Raw genomic sequence first — 24,489 nt, 5'->3', positions numbered from 1 at the left:
GATATTTCCGTGAGCGTGCAGAACGCCGCACGCTGGATGTGTCCGACCACGTCGTCCAGATCACCTCGACGTCGTCCGAGACCGGGCGGATGGCCAGCTACGCGCGCGATTCCGCCGTCGACCTGTCGCGTCAGGCCGACATCCTGAAGTGCGAAGTCGACGACTTCATCGTCAGCGTCAAGGCGATGTGACGCCCGCGCGGTCAGGCGACCGGTTCCCGCGGCCCTGACGGTCGCGGGGTGCCGCCGAATACCTGCCAAACCGACGCGACGTTGCGCCTGCGATGTGCCATAAGGCGGCCGAACCTCTCCCCCGGCTCGACCCAAGGCACGTCCCCACATGATCCGTCTCGACAATATCTCCAAGCAGAATGGCCATCAGATCCTGTTCATCGAGGCCGCCGCGGCGCTGCTGAAGGGCGAGAAGATCGGTCTGGTCGGCCCCAACGGCGCCGGCAAGACGACCCTGTTCCGCATGATTACCGGCCGCGAACTGCCCGACGAGGGCCAGGTCGTGGTCGAGCGCGGTGTCTCGATCGGCTATTTCAGCCAGGACGTCGGCGAGATGGACGGCCGCAGCGCGGTTGCCGAGGTGATGGACGGCGTCGGCCCGGTCAGCGAGGTCGCCAGCGAGCTGAAGGCGCTGGAAACGGCGATGGGCGATCCCGACAAGCTCGACGAGATGGACGCCATCATCGAACGCTACGGCGAGGTGCAGGCGCGCTTCGAGGAGCTCGACGGTTACGCGCTGGAGGGTCGCGCCCGCGAGGTCTTGTCCGGCCTCAGCTTCAGCCAGGAGATGATGGACGGCGATGTCGGCAAGCTGTCCGGCGGCTGGAAGATGCGCGTCGCGCTGGCGCGGATTCTTCTGATGCGGCCCGACGTCATGCTGCTGGATGAGCCCTCCAACCATCTCGATCTCGAAAGCCTGATCTGGCTGGAGCAGTTCCTCAAGGGTTATGAGGGCGCGCTCCTGATGACCTCGCATGACCGTGAGTTCATCAACCGCATCATCAACAAGGTGGTCGAGATCGACGGCGGCGGGCTGACCACCTACAGCGGCGACTATGATTTCTACGAGCAGCAGCGCGCGCTCGCCGAGAAGCAGCAGATGGCGCAGTTCGAGCGCCAGCAGGCGATGCTCGCCAAGGAAATCAACTTTATCGAACGCTTCAAGGCGCGCGCCTCGCACGCCGCCCAGGTGCAGAGCCGCGTCAAGAAGCTCGACAAGATCGAGCGCGTGGTGCCGCCGAAGCGCCGCCAGGCCGTGTCGTTCGATTTCCTGCCCGCGCCGCGCTCCGGCGAGGACGTCGTCAGCCTGAAGAACGTCCACAAGGGCTACGGCAGCCGCAGCATCTATGAGGGGTTGGATTTCTCGGTCCGCCGCAAGGAGCGCTGGGCGGTGATGGGCATCAACGGCGCCGGCAAGTCGACGCTCTTGAAGCTGGTGACCGGCTCGACACAGCCCGACGACGGCAGCGTGGCGCTCGGCGGCAGCGTCAAGATGGGCTATTTCGCGCAGCACGCGATGGAATTGCTGGATGGCGAACGCACCGTGTTCCAGTCGCTGGAAGATGCGTTTCCGCAGGCCGGGCAGGGCTCTTTGCGCGCGCTGGCGGGCTGCTTCGGCTTCTCCGGCGACGATGTCGAGAAGCGCTGCCGCGTATTGTCCGGCGGCGAAAAGGCGCGGCTGGTGATGGCCCTGATGCTGTTCGATCCGCCGAATTTTCTGGTGCTCGACGAGCCGACCAACCATCTCGATCTCGCCACCAAGGAAATGCTGATCACGGCGCTCTCGCAATATGAGGGCACCATGCTGTTCGTGTCGCATGACCGGCACTTCCTGGCCGCATTGTCCAACCGCGTGCTGGAGCTGACGCCGGACGGCATCCACCAGTATGGCGGCGGCTACACCGAATACGTCGCGCGCAGCGGACAGGAAGCGCCGGGTTTGCGGAGCTGAGCCTTTTCCGTTCCGATGGAATCGGAACGGAGGCTCTTGTTTTTTGTTTTGACGCGTTTTCTTGACGCGAACCGGTATCCACTTCGCTCGAAAACGCTCTGGCGGCTACTTGACCGTATCCGCTCCGACCTTGCAGATCAGCGAATCCTGATCGCCGGTGCCGCCGCTGCATCCGATGGCGCCGATCAGCTTGCCGCCTTCGACCAGCGGAAATCCGCCGGGCGACGCGACCAGCGTCGGATGATGTAGGGATGGCCGGTCTCAAAGCCGTTGTAGAACGCCTGGGTCGGGCGGCGGAAGCGCGCCGCGGTGCGCGCCTTGCCCTGTGATACCGTGACGGAGGCGATCTGCGCGCCGTCCATACGTAGGAAGTGCACCAGCTCGCCGTTGGTATCGACAACCGCGATATTCATTTTCCATCTCGATCGCGTCGTACATCGCTGCGTCAGGTCTTGCGATGCGCTCGTATGATCGCCTCACGGCGCTCGGCGTCAGAGCTGCGCTTTTGATTGGCTTCCGTGATCCGCTTTTTCATCAGCCCCGTAAGCTCAATCCCTTCGACCGCGCTGATTTTTGCAAACCCGGCGTGTCCGACCACAAAGCCGGTGGTTTTGCTGGTCTGGGATCGAACCAATTTTGCCATGCTAAACAGTAGCATATTTAGGCAGAAATTACAGGTCCCGTTTGCGCTGCGGTCAGGGGAACTGGCTTCCCCCCGCGTCATCCCGCCACAGCCCCATCCCCCCAGATTACCAAACCTTAATCCCCCCGCCAGCGCGCTGTAACGTGGCGGGCGGCATCTTCGGGTCACACAAGGCGCCTTGCCCCCCGCGCCGTTGCCCGGAGAATTTTCGATGATTGACCGTCCGACCGATTTCAACGATCTGCCCTCCTACAAGCCGGTCCGCCGCCCGCTGTTCGCTGCGCGCAAATTTGCGCTGATGGCGTCGGTGGTGGCTGGCCTCGGCGTGGCCGCCTATGGCCTGTCGCCGACCAGCGGCGACGTCTTCACCACCACCGCGCACGCCCAGGTCGACAAGCAGGTCAAGGCGCAGGTCGCGGCGCCGGCCGGCTTTGCCGATATCGTCGAGCGCGTGAAGCCTTCGGTGATTTCGGTCAAGGTCAACATCAAGGAGAAGGTCGCCGCGCGCGGCGACGACAACAACAACGAGGATTCGCCGTTCCAGCCGGGCTCGCCGATGGAGCGCTTCTTCAAGCGCTTCGGCGGACCGGACGGCATGCCGCCCGGCATGCGCGGCGGTCCGCGCGGTGGACGCGGCGGCATGACCGGGCAGGGCTCCGGCTTCTTCATCTCGGCGGACGGCTTTGCCGTCACCAACAACCATGTCGTTGACGGCGCCGACAAGGTCGAAGTCACCACCGATGGCGGCAAGACCTACACCGCCAAGGTGATCGGTACCGATCCGCGCACCGACCTGGCTTTGATCAAGGTCGAGGGCGTGACCGACATGCCGTTCGCCAAGCTTGCCGACGGCAAGCCGCGGATCGGCGACTGGGTGCTCGCGGTCGGCAATCCGTTCGGCCTCGGCGGCACGGTGACCGCCGGCATCGTCTCGGCCTCCGGCCGTGACATCGGCAACGGCCCCTATGACGATTTCATCCAGATCGATGCGCCCGTGAACAAGGGCAATTCCGGTGGTCCGGCGTTCGATACCTCGGGTGAGGTGATGGGCGTCAACACCGCGATCTACTCGCCGTCCGGCGGCAGCGTCGGCATCGCATTCTCGATTCCCGCCTCGACGGTCAAGACCGTCATTGCGCAGCTCAAGGACAAGGGCACCGTCAGCCGCGGCTGGATTGGCGTGCAGATCCAGCCGGTGACGCAGGATATCGCCGACAGCCTCGGCCTGAAGAAGGCCGAAGGCGCGTTGGTGGCGGAGCCGCAGGCCGACGGTCCGGCGGCCAAGGCCGGCATCCAGTCGGGTGACGTCATCACCGCGGTGAACGGCACGCCGGTCAAGGATGCCCGCGAACTCGCCCGCACCATCGGCGGCTTTGCGCCCGGCAACTCGGTCAAGATCAACGTCATGCAGAAGGGCCAGGACAAGGTGCTGAACCTGACGCTCGGCCAGTTGCCGAACTCGGTGGAAGCCAAGGCCGATCTCGACCAGGGCGATCGCGGTAACTCCTCGCGCGGCACCGACGTGCCGCGGCTCGGTCTGACGGTGGCCCCCTCCAGCACCGTGGCCGGTGCGGGCAAGGAAGGCGTCGTGGTGACCGAAGTCGATCCGAAGAGCGCCGCTGCCGAGCGTGGCTTCAAGGAAGGCGACGTCATTCTCGAAGTCGCCGGCAAGAACGTCACCAGTCCCACGGACGTGCGCGAGGCGATCGTCGCTGCGCGCAGCGACAACAAGAACAGCGTGCTGATCAGGGTTCGCTCGGGTGGTTCATCGCGCTTCGTCGCGGTGCCGCTCGCCAAGGGCTGAGGCTCGCGGGCTAACGCTCGCTGATCGCACCACCGACGGAGAGTGTCGAAGGCATGTCGCCCCCGCCGACGGCGCTTTCCCGGGAGCGAGCCACAAGCTCGCTCCCTCAGCTACCTTCCGTGGGAAATTGCCCCTTCCAGCGGAAGGCATGACGGGCGGTGAAGTTTCCCCCAGCTTCACCGCCTGTTTTTCTGCGTAACGCAAGAGGCGCTCCGCCGCCTTGCATGAAAGCCCGGTGCGCGCCATGTTGACCGAAGTCTCCCCCATCGCAACGGAATCCGCCCGCCAGATGCGCCTGCTCATCATTGAAGACGACCGCGAATCCGCTGACTATCTGGTCAAGGCGTTTCGCGAGGTCGGTCATATCGCCGACCACGCCAGCGACGGCGACGAGGGCTTTGCACTGGCCGACAGCGGCGACTACGACGTGCTCGTGGTCGATCGCATGCTGCCGAAGCGCGACGGCCTGTCGGTGATCGGTGGCTTGCGCGAAAAGGGCAACCACACCCCGGCGCTGATCCTGTCCGCGCTCGGCCAGGTCGACGACCGCATCAAGGGCCTGCGCGCCGGCGGCGACGACTATCTGCCAAAACCCTACGCCTTCGCCGAACTGCTGGCGCGCGTCGAGGTGCTGTCACGACGCCAAGGCGGTCCGGCCGAAGAAACCAGCTACCGCGTCGGCGATCTCGAACTCGACCGCCTGTCGCACCGCGTCGCCCGCGGGGCCGACGAGCTGACGCTGCAGCCGCGCGAATTCCGGCTGCTCGAATATCTGATGAAGCACGCCGGCCAGGTCGTCACCCGCACCATGCTGCTGGAGAACGTCTGGGACTATCATTTCGACCCGCAGACCAACGTGATCGACGTGCACATCTCGCGGCTGCGCTCCAAGATCGACAAGGGCTTCGAGCGCCCGCTGCTGCACACCATCCGCGGCGCGGGGTATATGATTCGGGACGGGGTGAAGTAAGGCGGCTTGATCACCCGAAACGCATGTTCGCGGCAGCCTTTTTGAGGCTGGAGGCGACGGCGGACCGCCTTGTTTCCGGCGGCGTTGCATGAAGAACTGCCGCCGTTCGGTTTCCAAAACATGCTCTTGCGCTGATGCGGCTGATCGGAGCAGTGTAGCGCCGAGCGTGATCTTCCAATGATGCAGATCCGAGTCATGCGCGCGCGACGCCGTTTGGTCGCACGCATGCATCTCCGCGGCGCGCCGGTCGCCAGACGCTCGTTCAACAGCCGGACCTTCCCCCGCCATATCAAAGCCGTCTCGCGCCGGCATTGCCCGTTCGCAGGTTCGGTTTCGATGATAAAAAACAAGTTCGTTGCGCATTGGTTGGCTCAGAAGCGACGTTTCCGCCTGTTCGTCCCGATCCTCGCCGGTGCAAGGCTGGGCGAGCGGATGGTCGCTTGTGTGGGCGCGTTGCTGGGGATCGCGCTCACCGCGCTGATCTGCCGTTATGTGCTGGGCCAGAGCCCGAGCCTGCCGCTCGTCGTGGCGCCGCTGGGCGCTTCCGCGGTGCTGCTGTTCGCGGTGCCTTCGAGCCCGCTCGCGCAGCCCTGGCCGATCATCGGCGGCAACACCATCTCCGCGCTGATCGGCGTGATCGTGGCCCGAACGGTGCCGGACCAGATCCTTGCGATCGGTTTCGGCGTGTCGCTGGCGATCGCGGCGATGTCGTTTGCCCGCTGCCTGCATCCGCCCGGCGGCGCGGCGGCGTTGACGGCGATCATCGGCGGCCCCGCGATTACCGGGTCCGGTTTCGTATTTCCCTTCGTGCCGGTCGGCCTGAATTCCGTGCTGCTGGTCGGGCTCGGCCTGTTGTTTCACAGGTTGGCGCGGCGGGCCTATCCGCACGCCCCGTCGCCGGCTCCGGCAAATCTGCATCAGACGTCGGACGTCCCGCCCGAGCTTCGCGTCGGCTTCCGGATGGCAGACATCGACAAGGCGCTGGAAGCGCTGCACGAGACCTATGATATCAGCGCCGACGACCTGGAAAAGCTGCTGCGCCAGGTGGAACTGCAGGCCATGTTACGCTCGCACGGCAGCGTCCGGTGCGGCGACGTCATGTCCCGCGACGTCGTCACGATCGGCTTGCGGGACGACGTCAGGCTGGCCCGCTCGCGGCTTCTGAATCACAACGTCCGCACGCTGCCGGTGGTGGGCGAACAGGGCCAGCTCGTCGGCACCATCGGGCTTCGTGAAATCGTCGATGCCACCGGCGACGTCGGCGCGCGGCTGTCGCCCGCGGCGACGGCCTCGATCGGCATGCCCGCTTTCGCCCTGATCCCGACGCTGACCGATGGAAAAACCCACGCGGTCATCATCATCGACCGGCACCGCATGATTCAGGGGCTGGTCACGCAGACCGACCTGCTGGGCGCCATCGCCAAGCTCGTTCCGCCCGCGGCCTGAGCCGCGCAGGCTGGGAGATCACTCCACCACCTCGTACTGCCCGCGCAACACCTGGGCCATCGCGCGCACGCGCTCGCGCCAGACGGGGGCGTCGGGTAGTTTCCCCGCGGCCGGCGTAATGCGCAGCATCGCGTTCCAGGGCCGCTCGCCGTAGACGGTGACTTCAAGGCCCTGCCTCGGGCAGCCTTCGATCGAGCGCAGGGCGCGCAGGATGATTTCGGCCATCTTGGCGCGGTTGCAGGTCCGCTGGCCCTCGGTGGATAGCTGCGGCTCCAGCATGTCCGGCACGGCGGCGGCGGGTAGTACGGGGTCGAGCCCGGCCTCGGTGATGTCGCGCAAGGCCGCCGTCGGCTTTATGGCGCGATCGGCCGGTTTCCCCATCAGCCGCTCGACCAGGCTGAGCAGCCCGTGATCGCGTTCGCCTGTCAGTGCCATTGGCGTCACCCCTGTCGACGGCAAGCCGCCGATTTAAGGCGATCCGTCCGCCATTGTCGACTGGTAGTCCCTGCTACATGTGATTCAGCTCATTTTCCGAATGCTCCAGGAACGTCTGTACGGCCGTGAATAGCGCGTCGCGGTTCCGCTCCATGATCACACTGTGCGTGCCCTCGGGGATTGAGACGATTTTGCGAACCGACGTTCCCGATAGCTTCTCAAACAATTCATGCGCCATATAGGGCGGTGTATCGCCGTCCCATTCGGGGGACACCAACAGCGTGGGCGACGAAATCCCTGCAGGGTCGTAATAGGCTCGGCCGGCGTTGTTGAACTCCATGACGTCCTCCACGACGCCATTCGGAGCCCGCAGGGCAGGGGGGTCGACCGTGGCGGAGGCGGGGTCCGTGGCCCAGGTTTCTGCCGCCCACTTTTCAAACCAGCCATCCGGAATCAGGGTGCGCTGTGCGTGATCTGATACGCCGGCAAGCCAACGTGCGCGCGCTTCGGACTGAGTAATGGTTCGATAGGCCGGCAACTTGCTGCCATGGGTGTGCGGACCCGGCTTTACGTCGGTCCGTCGGATCCAGAGCGGCGCGTAAAGCACCAGGCGAGCAACCTCGTCAGGATGGTGGGCGGCATAAGCTGCCACTAGTGTCGTTCCCCAGGACCAGCCGAGCAGGCAGATCTTGTCGAGGGCACGGCGCTTGCGAATGAAGCTGACAGCGGTCGCGATGTCGCGAAGCGCCACATCGCCGCGCATAATCGGCGAATTGTCACTTGCCGGCTCGTCCATCTCTCGTGGGCGCGTCGATCGGCCATATCCTCGCAAATCGAGCAGGTAGACGTCGAAGCCGCGGCTAGCGATGTAATCCATCCACGAATGCCCATCGAGCGCCAGGTCGAATGAAGTTGATGCCGGGTAGGTGGCTCCGTGCACAAACAAGATGGTTCTGTCCGGAGAGAACAACGACATGTCGCGGGGGCGCTTGTTCCTCACATAAAGGTTGATGCCATCGTCCGAGGCGGGAAGCCGGAATTCCTCTACCGAGATTTCCTTGTCGATAGGCATGCGCGCGAACCCTTTCAGTAATGCCGTGACTCACTCTGAAGACTGTAATTAGAATGTCATTCACATAATAGCAAAAAGCGTGGAGCATGAGGGTTGCCGTGAAGGGGGCATCAGCAGGCGCGCTCGACGAAAAACCTGTCGCTCGACAGGCTGCTGCAAGATCGGAGCAAGGCGCAGATGCGCCGGTCAGGCGTCTTTCAAAACGATCTGCTTGAAAAGGGCGTCGAGTTCGCGCGCCATCTCCTCGTCGTTCGCCGGCATGAAACGGCCGGTAGTCACCCCCTGAAAGACCATGCGTTGCTGCAACAGGGCGTAGACCGAGCGCATGGCCAGCTCCACACGCTGATCGATCACTTCGGCAGGCTCGTCTTTCAGTCGATGGCGAACGATGGCGCTGATGCGCTCCGTGACGTGCCGGATAAGGTCGGAAGCCCGCTCATAGATCTCGGTATCGCCCAGCAGGTAGGCCGGGCGCAGGAGGTTGCGCTGGCGTGAGTAGTACCGTGTCAGATTGCGAAGGATCTTGAAAATAGACTCTTCCAACGACAGGTGCTCGTGACGTTCCAGTCGCATGCTCTCGTCGATGTTGGTCATCTGACGGTCTCGGGTCGACTCGTGCAACGCTACCAGAATGCTGGCCTTGTCCCGGAAGCGGGCATAGATCGAGGCCGGGACACATCCCGCCCGCGCCGCAATGTCCGGGATCGTAATCTCTTCAAACGTTCGGCCATCGAGCAGTTCTTCAAGCGCGAGGACAATATCCTGGAGTCGTTGCTCGCTGCGTGCCTGCTTTGGAGCATTGACGCGCTGCAAGCGGACGATCGGCTTGAGATCGTGAGCCCGGGAAGGTTCCTTGGGTTTGGTTCCGCGCGGCTTGGCCAATTTCGATTCCTGACGTTGGTGCAGTTGAATCCATATCCCAATCGCGGCCACAGGGGAAACCAACCGCTTGACAAATTAGAACGGCATTCTAAAAAAGACGAATTCCATTCTAATAAATCAACAAAACAGGGAAGAAGCTATGGCCGATACGCAGCCCGAAACCATGCAGATGAATCCCGTGATCGTGGTCGGCGCCGGTCCGACGGGCCTCGGCGCGGTTCTCGAACTTGCAAGATGCGGCCTCCGATCGATCCTGGTCGAGCGCAATGAACGGACCAGCTGGCATCCCAAAACCCGCAACTTCAACACGCGCTCGATGGAAATCGCGCGGGGCTGGGGCAAGGAAGTCTATGACGAACTTCGTGGTCTGGACCTGCCGCCGAACTGGAAGACGCCGATCCGATTCATGGAATCGGTTGTGGGAAAGCAGACAGGTCAGCTCGATTCCAGAGGGTTTTCCGGAGCCGGCCCTGATCTGAGCCCGGTCAGTTCAGTGCTGTCGTCGCAGGATATGATCGAGCCTGTTTTGAAGAAAGCGATCGCGAAGTCCGGCATGGCCGACATTCGCTTCAACCATGAAGTCGTCGAGATCGTTTCGGGGCAGGAAGACGGTGCTTCGTCGGTGGAGATTCGCGTGAAGGATCGCACTAGCGGAGAAATCTATACGCTGAAGGCGCCAGCCTTGATCGCAGCCGACGGCGCGTCGAGCTTCTTCCGGGAGAAGCTGAATATCGAGATGGATGGTCCCAAGAAGATTGCCAATTTCATCAATTGCTACTTCCGGGCCGATCTCGAGAAGCACATCGGTGAGCGCACGGGGATATTGCATTTCTTCTCGAACGCTCAGGCGCGCGGGGTGTTTCAGCCATTGGACGCCAAGGGGCGCTGGCTGACCCAGCTTGAGGTCCCGGAAGATGAGTGGTCGACCGATATCTTTACCAGCGAGCGCTGTGTCGAACGCATTCGCGCGGGCGCAGGCATTCCCGATCTGCCGGTGGAAGTACTGTCAGTGGGCAAGTGGCAGATGAATGCCGTCGTCGGACGGCATCTGATTGCAGGCCGCATGCTGCTCGTCGGCGATGCCGCGCACATGTTCCCGCCCACTGGCGGCCTCGGCGCCAATACCGGTATTCAAGGCATGCACAACGCCGTCTGGAAGCTGGCGCTCTATCTCAAGGGCAAGGCCGGTCGCGACCTGCTGAATTCATACGAGGCCGAGCGCCGCCCGTTTGCACGCTGGGTCGCTGATCAGTCGTATGACAATCGGAAGCAGGTGTGGAAACTCGGTGCCATTTCGCGCGGCGAAGTGACGGCAGACGAGGTTGGCCGGAAGGAAGTGCTCCAGGCGACGAGCCGGTATGGCAACCATATCGGGTTGGAGTTGGGGAGCGTCTATGAGTCGATTGCGGTCGTGCCGGACGGAAGCAAGCCGCCGGAGGTCGGCGACCCGTTTACCGACTACATCCCGTCGGGCGTTCCTGGCTGCCGCGCACCGCACGTGTGGATCGAGCGTGATGGCGTCCGGCATTCGACGATCGATCTGGCTGCTCCCGAGTTCTCGATCTTGGCGGGAGCCAAGGGGCAGGAATGGCGCAACATCGCGGCATCGGTTGGAAGCGACACCGATCTGGACATTCGATGCCACCTGGTCGGAACGGACTTCGATGACGTCGAGAACACATTCCAGCAGCGTTTCGGTGTCGGCGAGAGCGGAGCGGTTCTTGTCCGTCCCGATGGCTTTATCGCGTGGCGGATGGCTGAACTGACGCCGCAATCGGGCGGTGATCTGCGACGCGCCATGCAACAGATCCTCGGTCGCGCAGCACCCGCGAGCAACCTGTCGCGTCTCGCAAGCTGACGGAATAGATCGATTCGGCTGCGGTCGAGGTTGTCAGCAGAAAACAGAAGGCCGCGAATTTTGATCGCAGCCTGAAAAAGTATTCGAAAAAACAAGCGCCATTCAGAAGCGCTAGCGGAGGGAAATGTCCATGCGTCGTTATCTTTGTGCGGCCGTGTTGTCGCTATCCTGTCTCGTGGTCACCGGGGCAGCCCGCGCGGCCTATCCGGAGCGGCCGATCCGCTGGGTCGTCGCCACGCCGCCCGGGGGATCCCTCGATGTGGTCGCTCGCATTCTGGCGGAGAAACTCCGAACCAGTCTGCAACAGACGATTGTCGTCGAGAACCGGGCGGGGGCGGCGGGCAGCATCGCTGCGCAATCCGTCGCGAGCTCGGCGCCCGACGGCTACACCGTTCTCATGACCACCACCGCGATGGTCATCAATGCATGGATGTCGCCTACGTCCCTTGATCCGATCAAGGATCTCCAGGCGGTAACACGGGTGGCGTTGTCACCTTACGTGCTTGTTGTAGGGCCGAGCCTGCCGGTTACCAATCTCGATGAGTTTATCGCCTATGCAAAGAAGGAGCCGGGAAAGCTGACATGCTCGACCTACGGGGTCGGGTCGCCACCCCATCTGGCGCTTGAAGCCATGAAGAGGGCCGGCGAACTCAATATCGTGCATGCACCCTATCGTGGCTTTGGTCAGGCATTGCCCGATTTGATGTCGGGCCTGCTGTCTTGCTCCGTGGATACTCCCGCCAACGTCGCGCAGCACGTTCGGGCCGGAACCATCAAAGCGATCGCAGTGACGTCACCGAAGGCTCTCGAAATGTTCCCGGGCGCCATGCCCATGGCCGAGCGCTATCCGGATGTCGAGGTCGTGGGGTGGCAAGGTGTCTTCGTTCCGGCGAATACGCCACAGCCGATCGTCGACAAGATCAACGAAGAGTTGGTCAAGGTGATCAGCGAGCCAGAGGTGATCAAGCGATTGCGCGATATCGGTTTTGACCCTGTGGGTGACTCAAGCGCAAGTGCTGCCGCCATCGCCAAGACCGATTACGATCGCTACGGGGGCATCATCAAAGCGTTGAACTTGAAGTCGGAATGACCGTTCGTTTGGCCTTGTGCGTCGCACCCCGGATGTATTGACGGAGGGTGTGACAATAGCGCGCATGGCAGCGACGTAAGCCTGGAAGGAACATCAGCGGCCGTCGATTCTGGCGGCTTGGAGATATTGACTATGCTTCGTCACATTTCCCTCGCGCTCGCTGTTTCGTTCACCGTTTCCCTTATTGCCCAGTTCGTTGCCGTCAGCCAGGCTTCGGCACAGAGCAAGCCCTGCAGCTACACTTCCGAAGACAAGAAGAAGGGCTATCGCTGCTGATGCGCAACGAGCGGCGTCGTTTCCTTGACGCCGCTCACCTTTCGACGCGCGCAGGACGCGCTATTCCCAAATGCCAATTTTAGCCGCACGCGCCTGTTGTTCGGTGTCATGGTAGTCGGCGCCGGCTTTTGCCAGGCCCTCCTTGATCATTAACCGGGCGATGTCGAGGCCGGCGATGCGGCACAGCACGAAGCCCGGCTCTTTATCGACGCAGCTTGCCGGGCCTTCCGCCAGCGCCGCGCGGAGTTGATCGCGTCCGCGGTTGCCGCACGGCCATTTCGCGCCCTTGGTCGTCGTGCAGATGTCACCAGGTGCAGGCGCTTCGATCCCCCACAGCCGCAGCCGCTTGCCATCGATCTGCAGCGTCCCGCCGTCCACTGCCGAAATGTTGGCGGCTAGCACGGTGGTCGTCAGCAGGATGGTCAGCGTCGCGGCCACAGCGGCATAGGCGGGCATTTTCGTCATCGACGTCTCCGGAGTTCGGTGCGGTCACCACATGGCCAACATGGCCGGCAACGTCGCAAAGCGGGCGTGCCTGGAAAGCGGTCCTCACAGGGTTGCGATACGCTCTTCGAAATAGTCATACAGCCCGACGACGCCGTCACCGGCCAGCGCGCGGCACGCCGCCAGCGCGTCGGTGGCTTCCGGGGGCTTTCGCGCCTCGATCGATTGCAGCAGCCAGCGGTGCAGCCGGGTCAGTTCAATGAAGTCCACGGAGGCGGCGACGGTCTCGTCGCCGGCGATGGCGTAGACCTTGGTCGGCTTCGACTTTCCCTTCAGCAGGATTTCGCCGGCCTCCAGCAGCGCCACGCCGCGCACAAGCCCGACCACGTCATGCGATACTAGAAGGTCGGTGTGAAAATTCTTGCTGGCGGATTCGATGCGGGCGGCGACATTGACGACATCGCCCATCGCCGAATAGTTGAACCGCTTCTGCGATCCCATGTTGCCGACGCAGGCGAGACCGGCATTGATGCCGACGCCGATCCTGACCACCGGGTCGGGAAATCCGCGTGCTGCGAAACCAAACCCGTCGGTGTCGTTGAGCATGGCGACGGCGGCGCGCATCTTGAGGGCAGCGCGACAGGCGCGGGTGGCGTGATCGTCGATATCCAGTGGCGCGTTCCAGAACGCCATGATGGAATCGCCGATGTACTTGTCGATAGTGCCGAGTTCGTCCTGGATGGCGTCCGACAGCGGCGCCAGCAGCGTGTTGATGAAATCCACCAGGTCGGTCGCGGGCAGCGCCTCCGAGATCGGCGTGAAGCCGCGGACGTCCATGAACATCACCGTGATCTCGCGGCTCTCGCCGCCAAGCTTCATGGCCTGCGGCGAATTTTCCAGCCGCGCCAGCAATTCCGGCGCGAGATACTGTCCGAACGCCTGACGCACGAACTTTTTCTCGTGATCGGAAGCCAGGTGCAGCACGCGCTCGACGGCCACGTAGGTCGCGAATGCCGCCAGCGACGGATAGATCGGATCGATCAGCAGCCGCAACTGCGAGAACGCAAGCCAAGATGCCGCCACCGCCGCGGCGAACACCACGCCACCTGCGTAAAACGAAAACCGGGCGCCGAAGGCGAGAACAAGTCCGGTGACAAGCGCACCGAACAGCAGCGTCAGGACGATTTCGAGGCCGTTGGCCCAGTCCGGCCGATCGATGAAATCCTGCGCGATGATCTGCTCGATCAGTTGCGCATGGATGGCTACACCGGGAACGATCTCGCCCAGCGGCGTAGCGCGCAGGTCGAGCAGGCCGGTCGCCGATGTCCCCACCAGAACGATCGCGCCCTCGATGCGCGGCCGGACCTCGGCCTCCTTCGCGGGGTCGAGGACATCCCTGAACGAGACGTAACGCTCGGGCCGGTCATGGTCGTAGTAGATCCACGCCTCGCCGTTGTCGGTGAGCGGCAGCTTGAAATCGCCGACCCGCATGTCGATCAGGGCGGCGTGTCCGGTGTCCTCGTCGCCGCTGGCGCCGGTGCCGCGAACGATGATGCCTTTCTGGTTTTGCGCTACGCGCAGAGCCTCCACCGCCAGTCCGGGATAGACGCGTTCGCCATCGGCAAACAGCATCGGCACGCGGCGGACGATGCCGGATCGGTCGCGGCTGCTCAGGTTGATGCCGCCGATCCCCGCGGCGGCATCCTGAAGCAGGGGCAGGCTCGCCACCGTTCCGCGAAACGGCGTGAGCACCGAGGTGGGCTTGACGCCGACGAAAGCCAGTCCGGCGCGAACGGGCGGACGCTTGTCGTTGGCGGCGCTACTCGCGGCGAAGCCGAGCACGACCGGGCTCTTGCCGATCGCATCGGCAAACAACTGGTCGTGGTCCGGCAGCCTGGCGAGCAGCGCCAGCGTTAGTTCGCGGTCGGGCACGTCGGCGGCCTGAAGATCGGCGCCGAGCTGGCTTGGCGTGGTGCGGTCCGGCTCGGAGAAGATGACGTCGAAGGCGACCACGCCGGCGCCCAGTTCAGCAAGGCGGCGGGTCACGGCTGCAAGGCGGGTTCGCGGCCACGGCCACTGGCCGAATTCGGCAATCGAGGCTTCGTCGATATCGACGATCCGCACCGGCTGTTCGGTAAACGGCCGCGGCTGCAGCCGCTGATAGGCATCGAAGGTGCGCTCCTTCAACTCGCTGACGATCCGCGGATCATAGGCGCGCAGCAACGTCAGGGCGACCAGGGTCGCGATCGCAGCGGTCACAGCGCGGCTGTTCTTGTGGCGCCAGAACCGGCGAAGGCGGATCAGGAGCACGGCGGTGCGGCCCCATCTCGCACGCGGAGAACGTTCCGGGCGGTTCATTCGCCGCCCCCGTCACATCGCAAGCTGTCATCATGGTTAGCATGTCGTGCACGAGGGTACGTTCGCGATCCAACCATCGGCGTGCGGGACTGCGAGAAAATCAAGTTGCCATCCGGTTCCATGGGGACGCAGGAGTTTGGCAATATATAGCGCGGAACAGCAAGGGGCGGGCAGGCGTTGTTCCGCCACTGTTTGCAATTCGTTAGGCAGGCAGGTGTCAAATCGGGCAGGCGACGGTGGTACGTTGAACCGGAAGCTGCCGCCTTGAGACCTCTTCGCACAGTCCATCGCAGATTTCTGGAGGCCGTTATGTTACTGGCCCGATCGATAGCTGTTCGTCTGGTGGTTGCTGCCGCGGCGATGGTGCCCATCTGCCTGGTGCTGGCCATGCAAGCCAACAGCTATTCGTCCAGCGCCCGTTTGCAGGAACTGGCCGACACCGCCGCGCTGGCTGGCGTGAGTTCGCTGGCTTCATCCGCGGGACAATCCGACGTCGAACGGCGTGCGGCCTCGGTTGCCGTCGCCCGCGAGGTGATCGCCATGCAGCCGAACATGGTATCTGAAGTATCGCCGTCGCCTGATGGCGCCGGGATGTCCGTGATCGTCCGCGATACGGCGCTTGGAAAGCAAACGAGTTCGACCGCGCGTTACCTGGCTCCGAGCGCCGGCGCGCCGATACACCAGTCGTCCAACATGTCGCTGCATTCATCGCCCGGCGCGCTGTGAAACGTCTTACCCCGACCGTTATCTCATCCTTCCGGCGAATATACCGCTCGCCATGTAGTTGCCATTCCCCTGAGCGGTCGCGAGGCCGCCCATCTCCGCAGTGGGGCCGGCGACGCCGCGATAGAACTGGCCGACCATCGCCATGGCGCGTCCGCCATTGTTTCCGATCAACGCTCCGCTAAAATTGCGCGGGTCGCTGCTGAGATTCACCGTTCCGGAATAGGCCGTATTATCCAGTCCCGCGGTAACCGCGCCGGAGCGCGTTCCGAAATTGACGGTGTTGGTGAAGTTGCCAGCCGCGACATATTCATTCGCACCATTCCGGACGCTGGCGACGATATGGCCGTCATAGGTGGCGATGCCAGTGGTTGGTACTTCAGATATGTTCGGCAGGCGTCCTGCCACCCAGGTCATGAGGTTGCCGCGGTCGGCGATCTGGTTGCCGTTGGCGTCGGTGCGGTAGCTGTCGTTGGACCAGAAACCCCATCGCGTATAATCGCACTGGCAGAAGGTGACATTTGCGCCCGAGAGCACCGCGACGTTCCTCGGAATATTGGCCATGATTGCAGTCTGCCCCGTCAGCGGCCTTCCGTTGACGGTGGACACCGGAAGTGTCGCCCCGGTCGTCGTGTTGGTTACGGTCACCGCCTCGCGGCCGCCGAAATTGTCATAGTCCACATAGACGCCGCGCGACCTCAGCGAAGGATCGACGGTGCCGATCTGATAACTCGCCGTATTGAAGGTCTGGCCGGTGGAGGGTTGCAGGTTGACGATATCGAAGTTGGCCTGCATCCGGTTGACGTTGGCGTCGAGGTTGACCGTCGCCAGTCCGCCGACCGCGAAGCTGGGTCCGACGAAGGCCCCGGCGGTGGTGTTGAACGATCGCATCAATCCGGCGGAAAAGCCGCTCAGTACGACCGTGGGGCGGTTGACGCCGAGATCGGCCGGCGTCGGAATTCGGCTGGCGGTCTGGATGTATTCATAGTTAGTGACCGGGGTGCCATCACCGAAAAACGATGTGGCCGGTTGCGAGACGTAGGTCTTCGATTCCGGAATATAATACGAACTGGTGATCTGCGCGGTAGTTGGCAGACCCGCCTCGTCCAATGCCACCGATCCCGCGGTCGATGAGATCGCGCCGCTGGCGCGGCCGACGCCGAGATTGGCGGCGCCGCGGCGGGTGGCGCCGAAGCCGCTGGAGAATACGGAGCCGCCGTTGCCGTCGTCGATCAACGCGCCGGTGGCGACCATAAACCAGGAATGCTGCGCCGCGCCTTCGCCCGTGATTCCGATTCCGTACTGGAAGTACGGCGCACGGTTGGCGACATCGACGCTCGCTGTGCGGTAGCCCAGCACGGGAGACACATAGGAATTTCCGGTAGCAAAACCTGCCGGGAGGTAAGGCACGCTGGAAATGTTCGCACCCGTGCCGCAACAATTGCTCATGGTCAGCGCGTAAGCCGTGGCGCTGAACTGTCGTTGCCGGACAATCTCTTGTGCGACCTCCGTCGTTGCGGCGCTCTGGGTGGAGGTTTGCGCTGCCTGGGTGACACTTGAGGTAATCGCGTTCTGCCGGTTTTGCGTGGTGAGGGGCGACGTGGTGGCGGTGGCGACCTGCACGGTGCCGTTGGCGTTGACCGGCGCGACCTGTGCCACCGTGCCGGTCGACGAATTCGTAGCCCGCGCTTCGGCGCTGGCTACGCGCGCGGGCGTCGCCGTTCCTGCCGGCGCGCCGCCGCTTTGTCCGCCGGCGCTTTGATAGGACTGGACCTGCATCGCGACAAATCCCGCCGGAGGCAGGCCGGGAGGGACCGGCGGAGCGCCAGTGCCCTGGGTCCTTGTATACTCTCCGGCCCCGAGGGTGACGGTGCTGCCGCCGGACGACACCGTTGAAGATCCGTAGCCGGTGTAGGACTGGGTCTCGCCGTTCGCGACCGTCATGAAATTGATGCCGCCGCGAATGCCGATCACCGCGGAGGCGGTCTTGACCTCGGCTTCGCCGTTATGGCTGATCTGCCCGCCGACAAAGCGAAGTGCACCCTTGCCAAGGGTCGCCGCGAGTTTGCCGGTGTTCGCCTTGGGATCGAATACGTATTCATCGATTGTCAGGTCACTGTTCGGGCCGATGGTCATCGATGTCTTGTCGATGAACAGCAATTGAACGGAGCCGCCGGCCTGGGTCTGGATGCGCTCCTTGTGCGCGATCGAAGCGCCGATCGTGATCGTTCGCATATTGGAGGTGGCGGCAGGATTAACCGCCGACGCCGTCCCGACCTGCTGCGCCGTTGCCATGCCGCCCGCGGCCAACATCGCGGCCACGGAGACCGCTATTCCGGCAATCGGGTGTCTTGTCATGCTCATCATCACAAGCTGCCTTTCAGAACCGGACGCTGGGGCCGAACGAGACGGAGAGATTATCCATCCTGTAGTTCGGAAGTGTCGAATCGATCTTGGAGTATTGTACCTGGGTGCGGATGCCGAGATTGTCGACGACCTGGGCATCGAAGATGGCGCCATAGCGCTGCTCGCGATCGTTGCGCGCCATGAACGGGTCGATGATCGGATTGGGGTCCATGTAGTTTGCCCAGCTGTATCCGGCCGTCAGCGCGAACGCGAACTGGCGCGGCACGCCCAGCACCGACAGGCTGAACTCGTAGGGAATGGTCATATCGACCGAGTAGCGCTTGTAGCTGTTGTAGCTGAACACCGCGCTGTTCTGGTCGTATCCGATGCGGGTTATCCAGTGCAGCGGACCGAAGCGGAGATCTCCCAGAACGGACGTCGACAGCAGGTCGCCGGTCTGCTCGCTCGATGTAGGGTAGTTCAGTGAATCGGAGAACTGGCGGTGGCGATTTTCGACGTAGGCTTCGACGAACACGTTGTCGCCGATCGTTGTCCGGGCCGAAACGCCGCCGCCCAGCGCATTGAAATAGTTGGCGCCGCCGAGCCAGACTTGGTCGCCGATGCCGTAGACCTTGAACGAGGCATTCTGGCCGATGGCGATCCGCGGGCCGACAATGAGTTCAACAAGTCCGAGGTTGAACTGATCGAGCTTGAACTGCTGGGTGCCGATACCGAAGAACGTCGCCTCCAGCGCGTCGCCGCGCGTTCCGATCTTGTAGGCATAGTTGGCGCCGACGGTCTGGAAGAAATTCCAGTCGGCTTGCTTGCCGAAACGGTTGTCGAGAATGGCATCCTGTCCGAGTGCACGGATCAGCAGGCTTTCGGGACCGACATTCGCGTTGGTCTGGTAGCGCAGGCCGGCGTGGAAAAATCCGCTGAACTCATAGCGCGCCAGGCGCCGGTCGATCTCGGCGAGATAGGCCCTGACCTGGGCGCGGACGTCATCGGGAACGTCGTTTCCCTTGATGGCGTCCTGCAAATAGCCGCGCGCGAGTTCGAACGAACCGAGCTTGAAGTACAGCACGCCCAATTCGAGTTTTACCCGCGGCAGGTTGGGATTGAAGAACAGCATGCGCTCGAGGGCGCCGATGGCGGCCTCGTAGTCGGCTCGCGCAACCGCCTGTTCGGCAAACTTGAACGTCACGTCCAGGTTGGACGGGTTCTTGTACATCTGCTGGAAAAGCGCCTCGTAGTCCTGCTGCACGACGGTTGCGGCGGAGATCGGGGTGGTCGATGGCTGTTGCGCCCGGGCTGACACAGCGCCGAGGATCACCGCAAACAGCAAGCATCCGAGCCGGGTTTTTGACAACGTTTGCACAACCGCCACCCTGAAATCGCTTGGCATACGCCAAGCCAATCAACCAAAGAGAGAAGTCCGGGCAATTCCGAAGTCCGAGTAATTCCTTCGCGCGATTAACGGAAAGTTAACCTTCAGGTTGCCGCGTGGGAATATGCAAGTGTCGTCCCGGATGGCTTTACGAAGCGATGGATGGCGATTGTCACAATTGGGCCACATGGATGAACGCGCAGTCGGCGGTATCGGAATGAGCGGTCACCTGAACGATTTGTCACTTCAGCGGGGATCGCGAACCTCGTAGGGTCGCCCCACAAAAGGAATTTAAGCTATTCACATGCTAATGAAACGTGCCCCGTGACCGCCTTCGGTAAACTCATTCGCACCACGGCGTTCCGGCTGACGCTGGCCTATCTGCTGCTGTTCGCGCTGTTTGCGGCATCATTGCTGGGCTATTTCGCGTGGAATACGCGGCGGCTGATCAACGAACAGATCACCACCACGGTGGACGCGGAGATGAGCGAGCTCAGCGAGTTGTTCGCCCGCCGGGGCTTACGCGGTACCGTGTTTGCGATCGAGAACCGCGCGTTGCGGCCGGGGGCCAACCTCTATCTGATCACCACGCCCGCCGGGCAGTCGGTGGCCGGCAACGTCGCGTCGCTGCAGCCCGGTGTGATGGCTTCCACCGGCTGGAGCGAGACCGCCTATCACCGGCTCGACGACCAGGAGGCGATCGACCACCACGCATTGGTGCGGGTCGAGCAATTGAGCAGCGGCTTCCGGCTGCTGATCGGCCATGACCTGGAGGAGCGCCGGCGGCTGTACGGCATCGTCGCGAATGCGGCGCAATGGTCGGTGCTGATCGTCGTGGTGCTCGGCCTCGGCGGCGGCATCTTTGTGGCGCGCCGCGTGTTGCGCCGGATCGATGCGATGACCGGCACCACGCAGAGGATTATGTCCGGCGATCTCTCCGGCCGGCTGCCGGTCGGCCGCTCCGGCGACGAACTCGATCGCCTCGCCGAAAACCTCAACGCCATGCTGGAGCGCATCGAGGCGCTGATGACCGGGCTGAAGGAAGTCTCCGACAACATCGCCCATGACCTCAAGACGCCGCTGACGCGGTTGCGCAACCGCGCCGAGGAGGCGCTGGCAAAGTCCCACAACGAGGCGGAATACCGCGCGGCGCTGGAGCGCACGATCGAGGAATCCGACGGGCTGATCCGCACCTTCAACGCACTGTTGATGATCGCGCGCGCCGAATCCGGGCAGGCGCGCGGTAACATGAACGACTTCGACGCCGCCGAAGTGGCCGTGGGGATCCATGAACTCTACGAGCCGCTGGCCGAGGACAGCGGCCTGACGCTGAACGTCAAGGCTGCGCCGGCGTTTCTGCACGGCAACCGCGAGCTGGTCAGCCAGGCGCTCGCCAATCTCGTGGAGAACGCGATCAAATATGGTGGACCCGCCGCTGTGCAGCCGCCCGGCGCCGATGCGGTAGCCGCACCCGGCGGCAATGAAATCCTGATCGAGGCGCGGCGCGAAGGCAACGAAGTGCTGCTCAGCGTCATCGATCATGGGCCGGGCATTCCCGAGGCCGATCGCAAGCACGCGGTCGAGCGTTTCGTGCGGCTGGAAGCCAGCCGCACCCAGCCCGGATCTGGCCTCGGCCTCAGCCTGGCCTCGGCGGTCGCGACCTTGCATGGCGGCGCGCTGCAGCTCGGCGACGGTCATCCTGGACTGCGCGCGACGCTGGCGCTGCCGGCGTTAGTTGGGGAGGGCCTTGCGGCCCAAACGTCGAATGTGCCACAGAAGCAGGCATGATCTCCTCCGCCGCAGGCGATGCCGACCAGTTCCATTTGGCCGCACAGTTCGTCAGCGCCCCCCGATTGATGGCGCCTGATGAGGCAGGGCAACGACTCGCGGCCTGGCTCGATGATATCGAGCCGGCGCAGGCCGCTGCGTTTCGTGCCGTGGCCGCGCAATTCCCTTTTGCGCAGGCGATCCTGCTCGGCGTGGCCGAAGCTTCCCCTTATCTGTTCGACCTGATCCGCGGCGATCCCGCGCGCGCGCTTGCGCTGCTGCGCTGTGATCCCGACACGCACCTCTCCGCTCTGATCGAGCAGACCACGCTGGCCGTCGGCGCCGCCGGCGACGACGCCGTGGTTATGACAGCGTTGCGGCGGATGAAGGCCGAGACCGCGCTGCTGGTCGCTCTGTGCGACATCGGCGGCGTCTGGCCGGTGATGCGGGTGACCAGGGCGCTGACCGACCTTGCCAATGTCTCGGTGCAATCCGCGCTGCGTTATTTGCTGCAGCAGGAAGCCGCGCGCGGCCGGCTGTTGCCGCCGGACGTCGAGCGGCCGGAAGCCGGCAGCGGGCTGATCGTACTGGCGATGGGCAAGATGGGCGCCTTTGAGCTGAACTATTCCAGCGACATCGACCTGATCGTGTTCTTCGACCTCGAGGTCCATTCGCTTGCGGAACATGTCGAGCCGCAGCCGTTTTTCGTACGCGTGGCGCAGGGCCTGTCGCGGCTGCTGCAGCAGCGCACCGGCGACGGCTATGTGTTTCGCGTCGATCTGCGGTTGCGTCCGGATCCGGCCTCGACGCCGGTGGCGGTCTCGACCGCCTCGGCGTTGCACTATTACGAACGTGAGGGCCGCACCTGGGAACGCGCCGCCATGATCAAGGCGCGTGTCTGCGCCGGTGACGATATTGCGGGTGCAGCCCTGCTGGCGGAGATCGCGCCGTTCGTGTGGCGCAAGCATCTGGACTTTGCGGCGCTGGCCGACGTCCATGACATGAAGCGGCAGATGCAGACCTTTCGCGGCCAGAGCGAGATTTCGGTCGAGGGGCACAACGTCAAGGTCGGACGTGGCGGCATCCGCGAGATCGAGTTCTTCGCGCAGACCCAGCAGTTGATTGCCGGTGGCCGGCATCCCGAGCTCCGGGTGCAGCCGACGCTGGAAGCGCTGACCATTCTGGCCGCCAGCAACTGGATTACGTTTGCGGCGCGCGACGAACTCTCAAAGGCTTACGAATTTCTGCGCGGCGTCGAGCATAGGTTGCAGATGGTCGCCGACGAGCAGACCCATACGCTGCCCGACAGCGTCGAGGCGATGGAGCGCTTTGCGCGCTTCCTCGGCCATGCGGACCGTGCAGCATTCGCGCGCGAGCTGCTGCACCATCTGGATTGCGTGCAGGGCCATTATAGCCGGCTGTTCGAGGGCGATCCGGCCGGCGATATGCAGTTGCCGGACATCGACTACAGCGGCGGGCCGAAAGAACCGCGGCTGCTTGAGCATCTTGCCAAACTCGGCTTCAAGAAGCCGATCATGGTGGCGGAGACACTGCAGCACTGGATGGCCGGCGAGTACCGCGTACTCAAGATCGACACGACGCGGCAGGCGCTGATCGAATTCATTCCCGCCTTGATTTCCGGCCTGGCGCAGGCCGAAGAGCCCGATAACGCGCTGATAGCTTTCGACCGGCTGCTGCAGGCGCTGCATCGCGGCGGGCGGCTGATCTCGCTCTTGAGCCAAAACCGCGAATTGGTAGCGTTGGCCGCCTTGGTGCTCGGCGCTGCACCACGGCTGGGCGACATGCTGGCGCGGCAGCCGCAGATCATGGACGGGCTGATCGATCCGCGCTTCTTCGGCGCGATGCCCGACCGGCTCGAATTATCGCGGCGGCTGGCTGCGACCTTGCAGGACGCCAACTCCTATGAGGAATTTCTCGATCGCTTGCGGCTGTTCGGGCAGGAGAGCCTGTTCCTGATCGGTACTCGCATTCTCTCCGGCACGGTCACCGCACCGCAAGCGAGCCTGGCCTTCGCCGACGTCGCCGAGGGCATCGCGCATACGCTGCATGGCCTGGTCGTTGACCAGTTCGCCAGCCAGCACGGCCACATCAAAAGCCAGCAGACGGCGATTCTGGCGATGGGCAAGCTCGGCAGTCGCGAGATGACGGCGTCGTCCGATCTCGATCTGATCCTGATCTATGATTTCGATTCCGATGAGCCGGATTCCGACGGCGCAAGGTCGCTGCACGGCTCGCAGTATTTCGCGCGGCTGACGCAGCGCCTGATCTCGGCGTTCCGCACCAAGACCAATTACGGCGTGCTGTACGACGTCGACATGCGGCTGCGACCGTCGGGCGGGGCAGGGCCGTTGGCGTCGCGGATCGATTCATTCGCCGAATATCAGCAGAACGAGGCCTGGACCTGGGAACACATGGCGCTGACCAGAGCGCGGGTGATTTCGGCGCCGCCGGAATTCCGCGACAAGATCGAGCGCGTGATCCGCGACGTGCTGATGCGCCCGCGCGACCGATCGGTGATCGCCAGCGACGTGCTTGAGATGCGCGAGGCCATCGCGCTGGAAAAAGGCGACGGCGATATCTGGGATCTTAAATATGCCGCCGGCGGCATGGTCGATATCGAGTTCCTCGCGCAATATCTGCAACTGGTGCATGCCGCGACATTCCCCGCGATCCTCAGCGTCTCGACCCAGCAGGTGCTGGACAATGCCGCGCGCCTCGGCGTGTTGCCGGCGGCCGACGCCGACGTGCTGCGCCCGGCCGCACGGCTCTATCATGACCTGACGCAGATTCTGCGCCTTTGCGTCAGCAGCGGCTTCAAGCCGGAGACGGCCGGCGCCGACCTGCTGCGCATCCTGACCCGCGCCGGCGACGCCCCGGACTTCTCCTCGCTGGAAGCGCAACTGCGCGAGACGCAGGGCGAAGTGCGGCGCGTGTTCCTGGCAGTTGTCGAAGGCCAGCAGTAGTCCACAGGCACGTCACGCTGTGTGCGGATCCGAGTTGCATTC

At 63.5% G+C, this 24,489-nt stretch carries 21 protein-coding genes; 11 read left to right on the top strand and 10 right to left on the bottom strand.

What is annotated here, in order from left to right:
- Positions 1-38 precede the first annotated feature (38 nt).
- Both JWQ24_RS20930 and JWQ24_RS20925 read left to right on the top strand, forming a co-directional pair.
- A complete protein-coding gene (locus JWQ24_RS20930; protein ID WP_299812184.1) occupies positions 39-191 on the top strand; it encodes a hypothetical protein in 153 nt (50 codons plus the stop codon).
- 148 nt (positions 192-339) lie between these two features.
- On the top strand, positions 340-1,962 hold the full coding sequence (locus JWQ24_RS20925; protein WP_299812182.1) for an ABC-F family ATP-binding cassette domain-containing protein: 1,623 nt from the start codon (positions 340-342) through the stop codon (positions 1,960-1,962).
- Positions 1,963-2,067: 105 nt separating this feature from the next.
- Here JWQ24_RS20925 and JWQ24_RS20920 read toward each other — a convergent pair whose 3' ends face one another.
- From JWQ24_RS20920 to JWQ24_RS20910, 3 genes are read right to left on the bottom strand one after another with little or no spacing between them, the layout of a single operon-like run.
- Positions 2,068-2,151 (bottom strand): hypothetical protein, encoded by an 84-nt coding sequence (locus tag JWQ24_RS20920; RefSeq protein WP_366521458.1) that lies wholly within the window; start codon positions 2,149-2,151, stop codon positions 2,068-2,070.
- Entirely contained in the window at positions 2,148-2,375 is a 228-nt protein-coding gene (locus tag JWQ24_RS20915) for a heme-binding protein (RefSeq protein ID WP_299812181.1), read from the bottom strand. Before JWQ24_RS20915 ends, JWQ24_RS20920 begins: the two co-directional genes overlap by 4 nt.
- A 32-nt stretch (positions 2,376-2,407) precedes the next feature.
- The gene (locus tag JWQ24_RS20910; protein WP_299812179.1) at positions 2,408-2,605 is read right to left on the bottom strand and encodes a hypothetical protein; all 198 of its coding nucleotides are present in this window, start codon (positions 2,603-2,605) and stop codon (positions 2,408-2,410) included.
- A 211-nt stretch (positions 2,606-2,816) separates the two neighbouring features.
- Between JWQ24_RS20910 and JWQ24_RS20905 the strand changes: the two genes are divergently transcribed.
- The 3 genes from JWQ24_RS20905 (at position 2,817) to JWQ24_RS20895 (ending at position 6,825) form a co-directional block, all read left to right on the top strand.
- Positions 2,817-4,409, top strand: a complete 1,593-nt coding sequence (locus JWQ24_RS20905; protein ID WP_299812177.1) for a Do family serine endopeptidase — start codon at positions 2,817-2,819, stop codon at positions 4,407-4,409.
- Between the two features lie 289 nt (positions 4,410-4,698).
- Complete coding sequence (locus tag JWQ24_RS20900; RefSeq protein ID WP_299812260.1) at positions 4,699-5,379, top strand: response regulator transcription factor; 681 nt, start codon at positions 4,699-4,701, stop codon at positions 5,377-5,379.
- A gap of 336 nt (positions 5,380-5,715) precedes the next feature.
- Positions 5,716-6,825: an HPP family protein gene (locus JWQ24_RS20895; RefSeq protein WP_299812175.1), complete on the top strand. Its 1,110-nt coding sequence runs from the start codon at positions 5,716-5,718 to the stop codon at positions 6,823-6,825.
- 18 nt (positions 6,826-6,843) lie between these two features.
- Here the strand turns inward: JWQ24_RS20895 and JWQ24_RS20890 are convergent, their stop codons facing one another.
- From JWQ24_RS20890 to JWQ24_RS20880, 3 genes are all read right to left on the bottom strand, one after another.
- Positions 6,844-7,260 (bottom strand): hypothetical protein, encoded by a 417-nt coding sequence (locus tag JWQ24_RS20890; RefSeq protein WP_299812173.1) that lies wholly within the window; start codon positions 7,258-7,260, stop codon positions 6,844-6,846.
- Positions 7,261-7,333: 73 nt separating this feature from the next.
- Entirely contained in the window at positions 7,334-8,332 is a 999-nt protein-coding gene (locus tag JWQ24_RS20885) for an alpha/beta fold hydrolase (RefSeq protein WP_299812171.1), read from the bottom strand.
- Between the two features lie 186 nt (positions 8,333-8,518).
- Complete coding sequence (locus JWQ24_RS20880; RefSeq protein ID WP_299812169.1) at positions 8,519-9,214, bottom strand: TetR/AcrR family transcriptional regulator; 696 nt, start codon at positions 9,212-9,214, stop codon at positions 8,519-8,521.
- A 139-nt stretch (positions 9,215-9,353) separates the two neighbouring features.
- Between JWQ24_RS20880 and JWQ24_RS20875 the strand changes: the two genes are divergently transcribed.
- The 3 genes from JWQ24_RS20875 to JWQ24_RS20865 all read left to right on the top strand — a co-directional run bounded on the left by JWQ24_RS20875 (position 9,354) and on the right by JWQ24_RS20865 (position 12,438).
- On the top strand, positions 9,354-11,072 hold the full coding sequence (locus tag JWQ24_RS20875; protein WP_299812167.1) for an FAD-dependent monooxygenase: 1,719 nt from the start codon (positions 9,354-9,356) through the stop codon (positions 11,070-11,072).
- 130 nt (positions 11,073-11,202) lie between these two features.
- Positions 11,203-12,162 (top strand): tripartite tricarboxylate transporter substrate binding protein, encoded by a 960-nt coding sequence (locus JWQ24_RS20870; RefSeq protein WP_299812165.1) that lies wholly within the window; start codon positions 11,203-11,205, stop codon positions 12,160-12,162.
- 132 nt (positions 12,163-12,294) lie between these two features.
- On the top strand, positions 12,295-12,438 hold the full coding sequence (locus JWQ24_RS20865) for a hypothetical protein (protein ID WP_299812163.1): 144 nt from the start codon (positions 12,295-12,297) through the stop codon (positions 12,436-12,438).
- Positions 12,439-12,498: 60 nt separating this feature from the next.
- Here JWQ24_RS20865 and JWQ24_RS20860 read toward each other — a convergent pair whose 3' ends face one another.
- Entirely contained in the window at positions 12,499-12,903 is a 405-nt protein-coding gene (locus JWQ24_RS20860) for a hypothetical protein (RefSeq protein WP_299812161.1), read from the bottom strand.
- An 84-nt stretch (positions 12,904-12,987) separates the two neighbouring features.
- Positions 12,988-15,240, bottom strand: coding sequence for an adenylate/guanylate cyclase domain-containing protein (locus JWQ24_RS20855; RefSeq protein ID WP_299812159.1), 2,253 nt, complete (start codon positions 15,238-15,240; stop codon positions 12,988-12,990).
- A gap of 309 nt (positions 15,241-15,549) precedes the next feature.
- Here JWQ24_RS20855 and JWQ24_RS20850 point away from each other — a divergent pair, with 309 nt between their 5' ends.
- Complete coding sequence (locus JWQ24_RS20850) at positions 15,550-15,966, top strand: hypothetical protein (RefSeq protein ID WP_299812157.1); 417 nt, start codon at positions 15,550-15,552, stop codon at positions 15,964-15,966.
- 18 nt (positions 15,967-15,984) lie between these two features.
- Here JWQ24_RS20850 and JWQ24_RS28610 read toward each other — a convergent pair whose 3' ends face one another.
- Together JWQ24_RS28610 and JWQ24_RS20840 are read right to left on the bottom strand one after the other, a co-directional pair.
- A complete protein-coding gene (locus JWQ24_RS28610) occupies positions 15,985-18,330 on the bottom strand; it encodes a FecR domain-containing protein (protein WP_366521457.1) in 2,346 nt (781 codons plus the stop codon).
- 13 nt (positions 18,331-18,343) lie between these two features.
- Positions 18,344-19,654, bottom strand: a complete 1,311-nt coding sequence (locus JWQ24_RS20840) for a tetratricopeptide repeat protein (RefSeq protein WP_299812155.1) — start codon at positions 19,652-19,654, stop codon at positions 18,344-18,346.
- A 366-nt stretch (positions 19,655-20,020) separates the two neighbouring features.
- Here JWQ24_RS20840 and JWQ24_RS20835 point away from each other — a divergent pair, with 366 nt between their 5' ends.
- Together JWQ24_RS20835 and JWQ24_RS20830 are read left to right on the top strand one after the other, a co-directional pair.
- Positions 20,021-21,484, top strand: a complete 1,464-nt coding sequence (locus JWQ24_RS20835; protein ID WP_299812153.1) for an ATP-binding protein — start codon at positions 20,021-20,023, stop codon at positions 21,482-21,484.
- On the top strand, positions 21,481-24,447 hold the full coding sequence (locus JWQ24_RS20830) for a bifunctional [glutamine synthetase] adenylyltransferase/[glutamine synthetase]-adenylyl-L-tyrosine phosphorylase (RefSeq protein WP_299812151.1): 2,967 nt from the start codon (positions 21,481-21,483) through the stop codon (positions 24,445-24,447). The genes JWQ24_RS20835 and JWQ24_RS20830 overlap by 4 nt, the downstream gene beginning before the upstream one ends.
- Positions 24,448-24,489: the final 42 nt, after the last annotated feature.

This window comes from Tardiphaga sp. (assembly GCF_028290495.1).
GTDB lineage: Bacteria > Pseudomonadota > Alphaproteobacteria > Rhizobiales > Xanthobacteraceae > Tardiphaga.
This window is presented reverse-complemented; position numbering and strand designations above follow the sequence as displayed.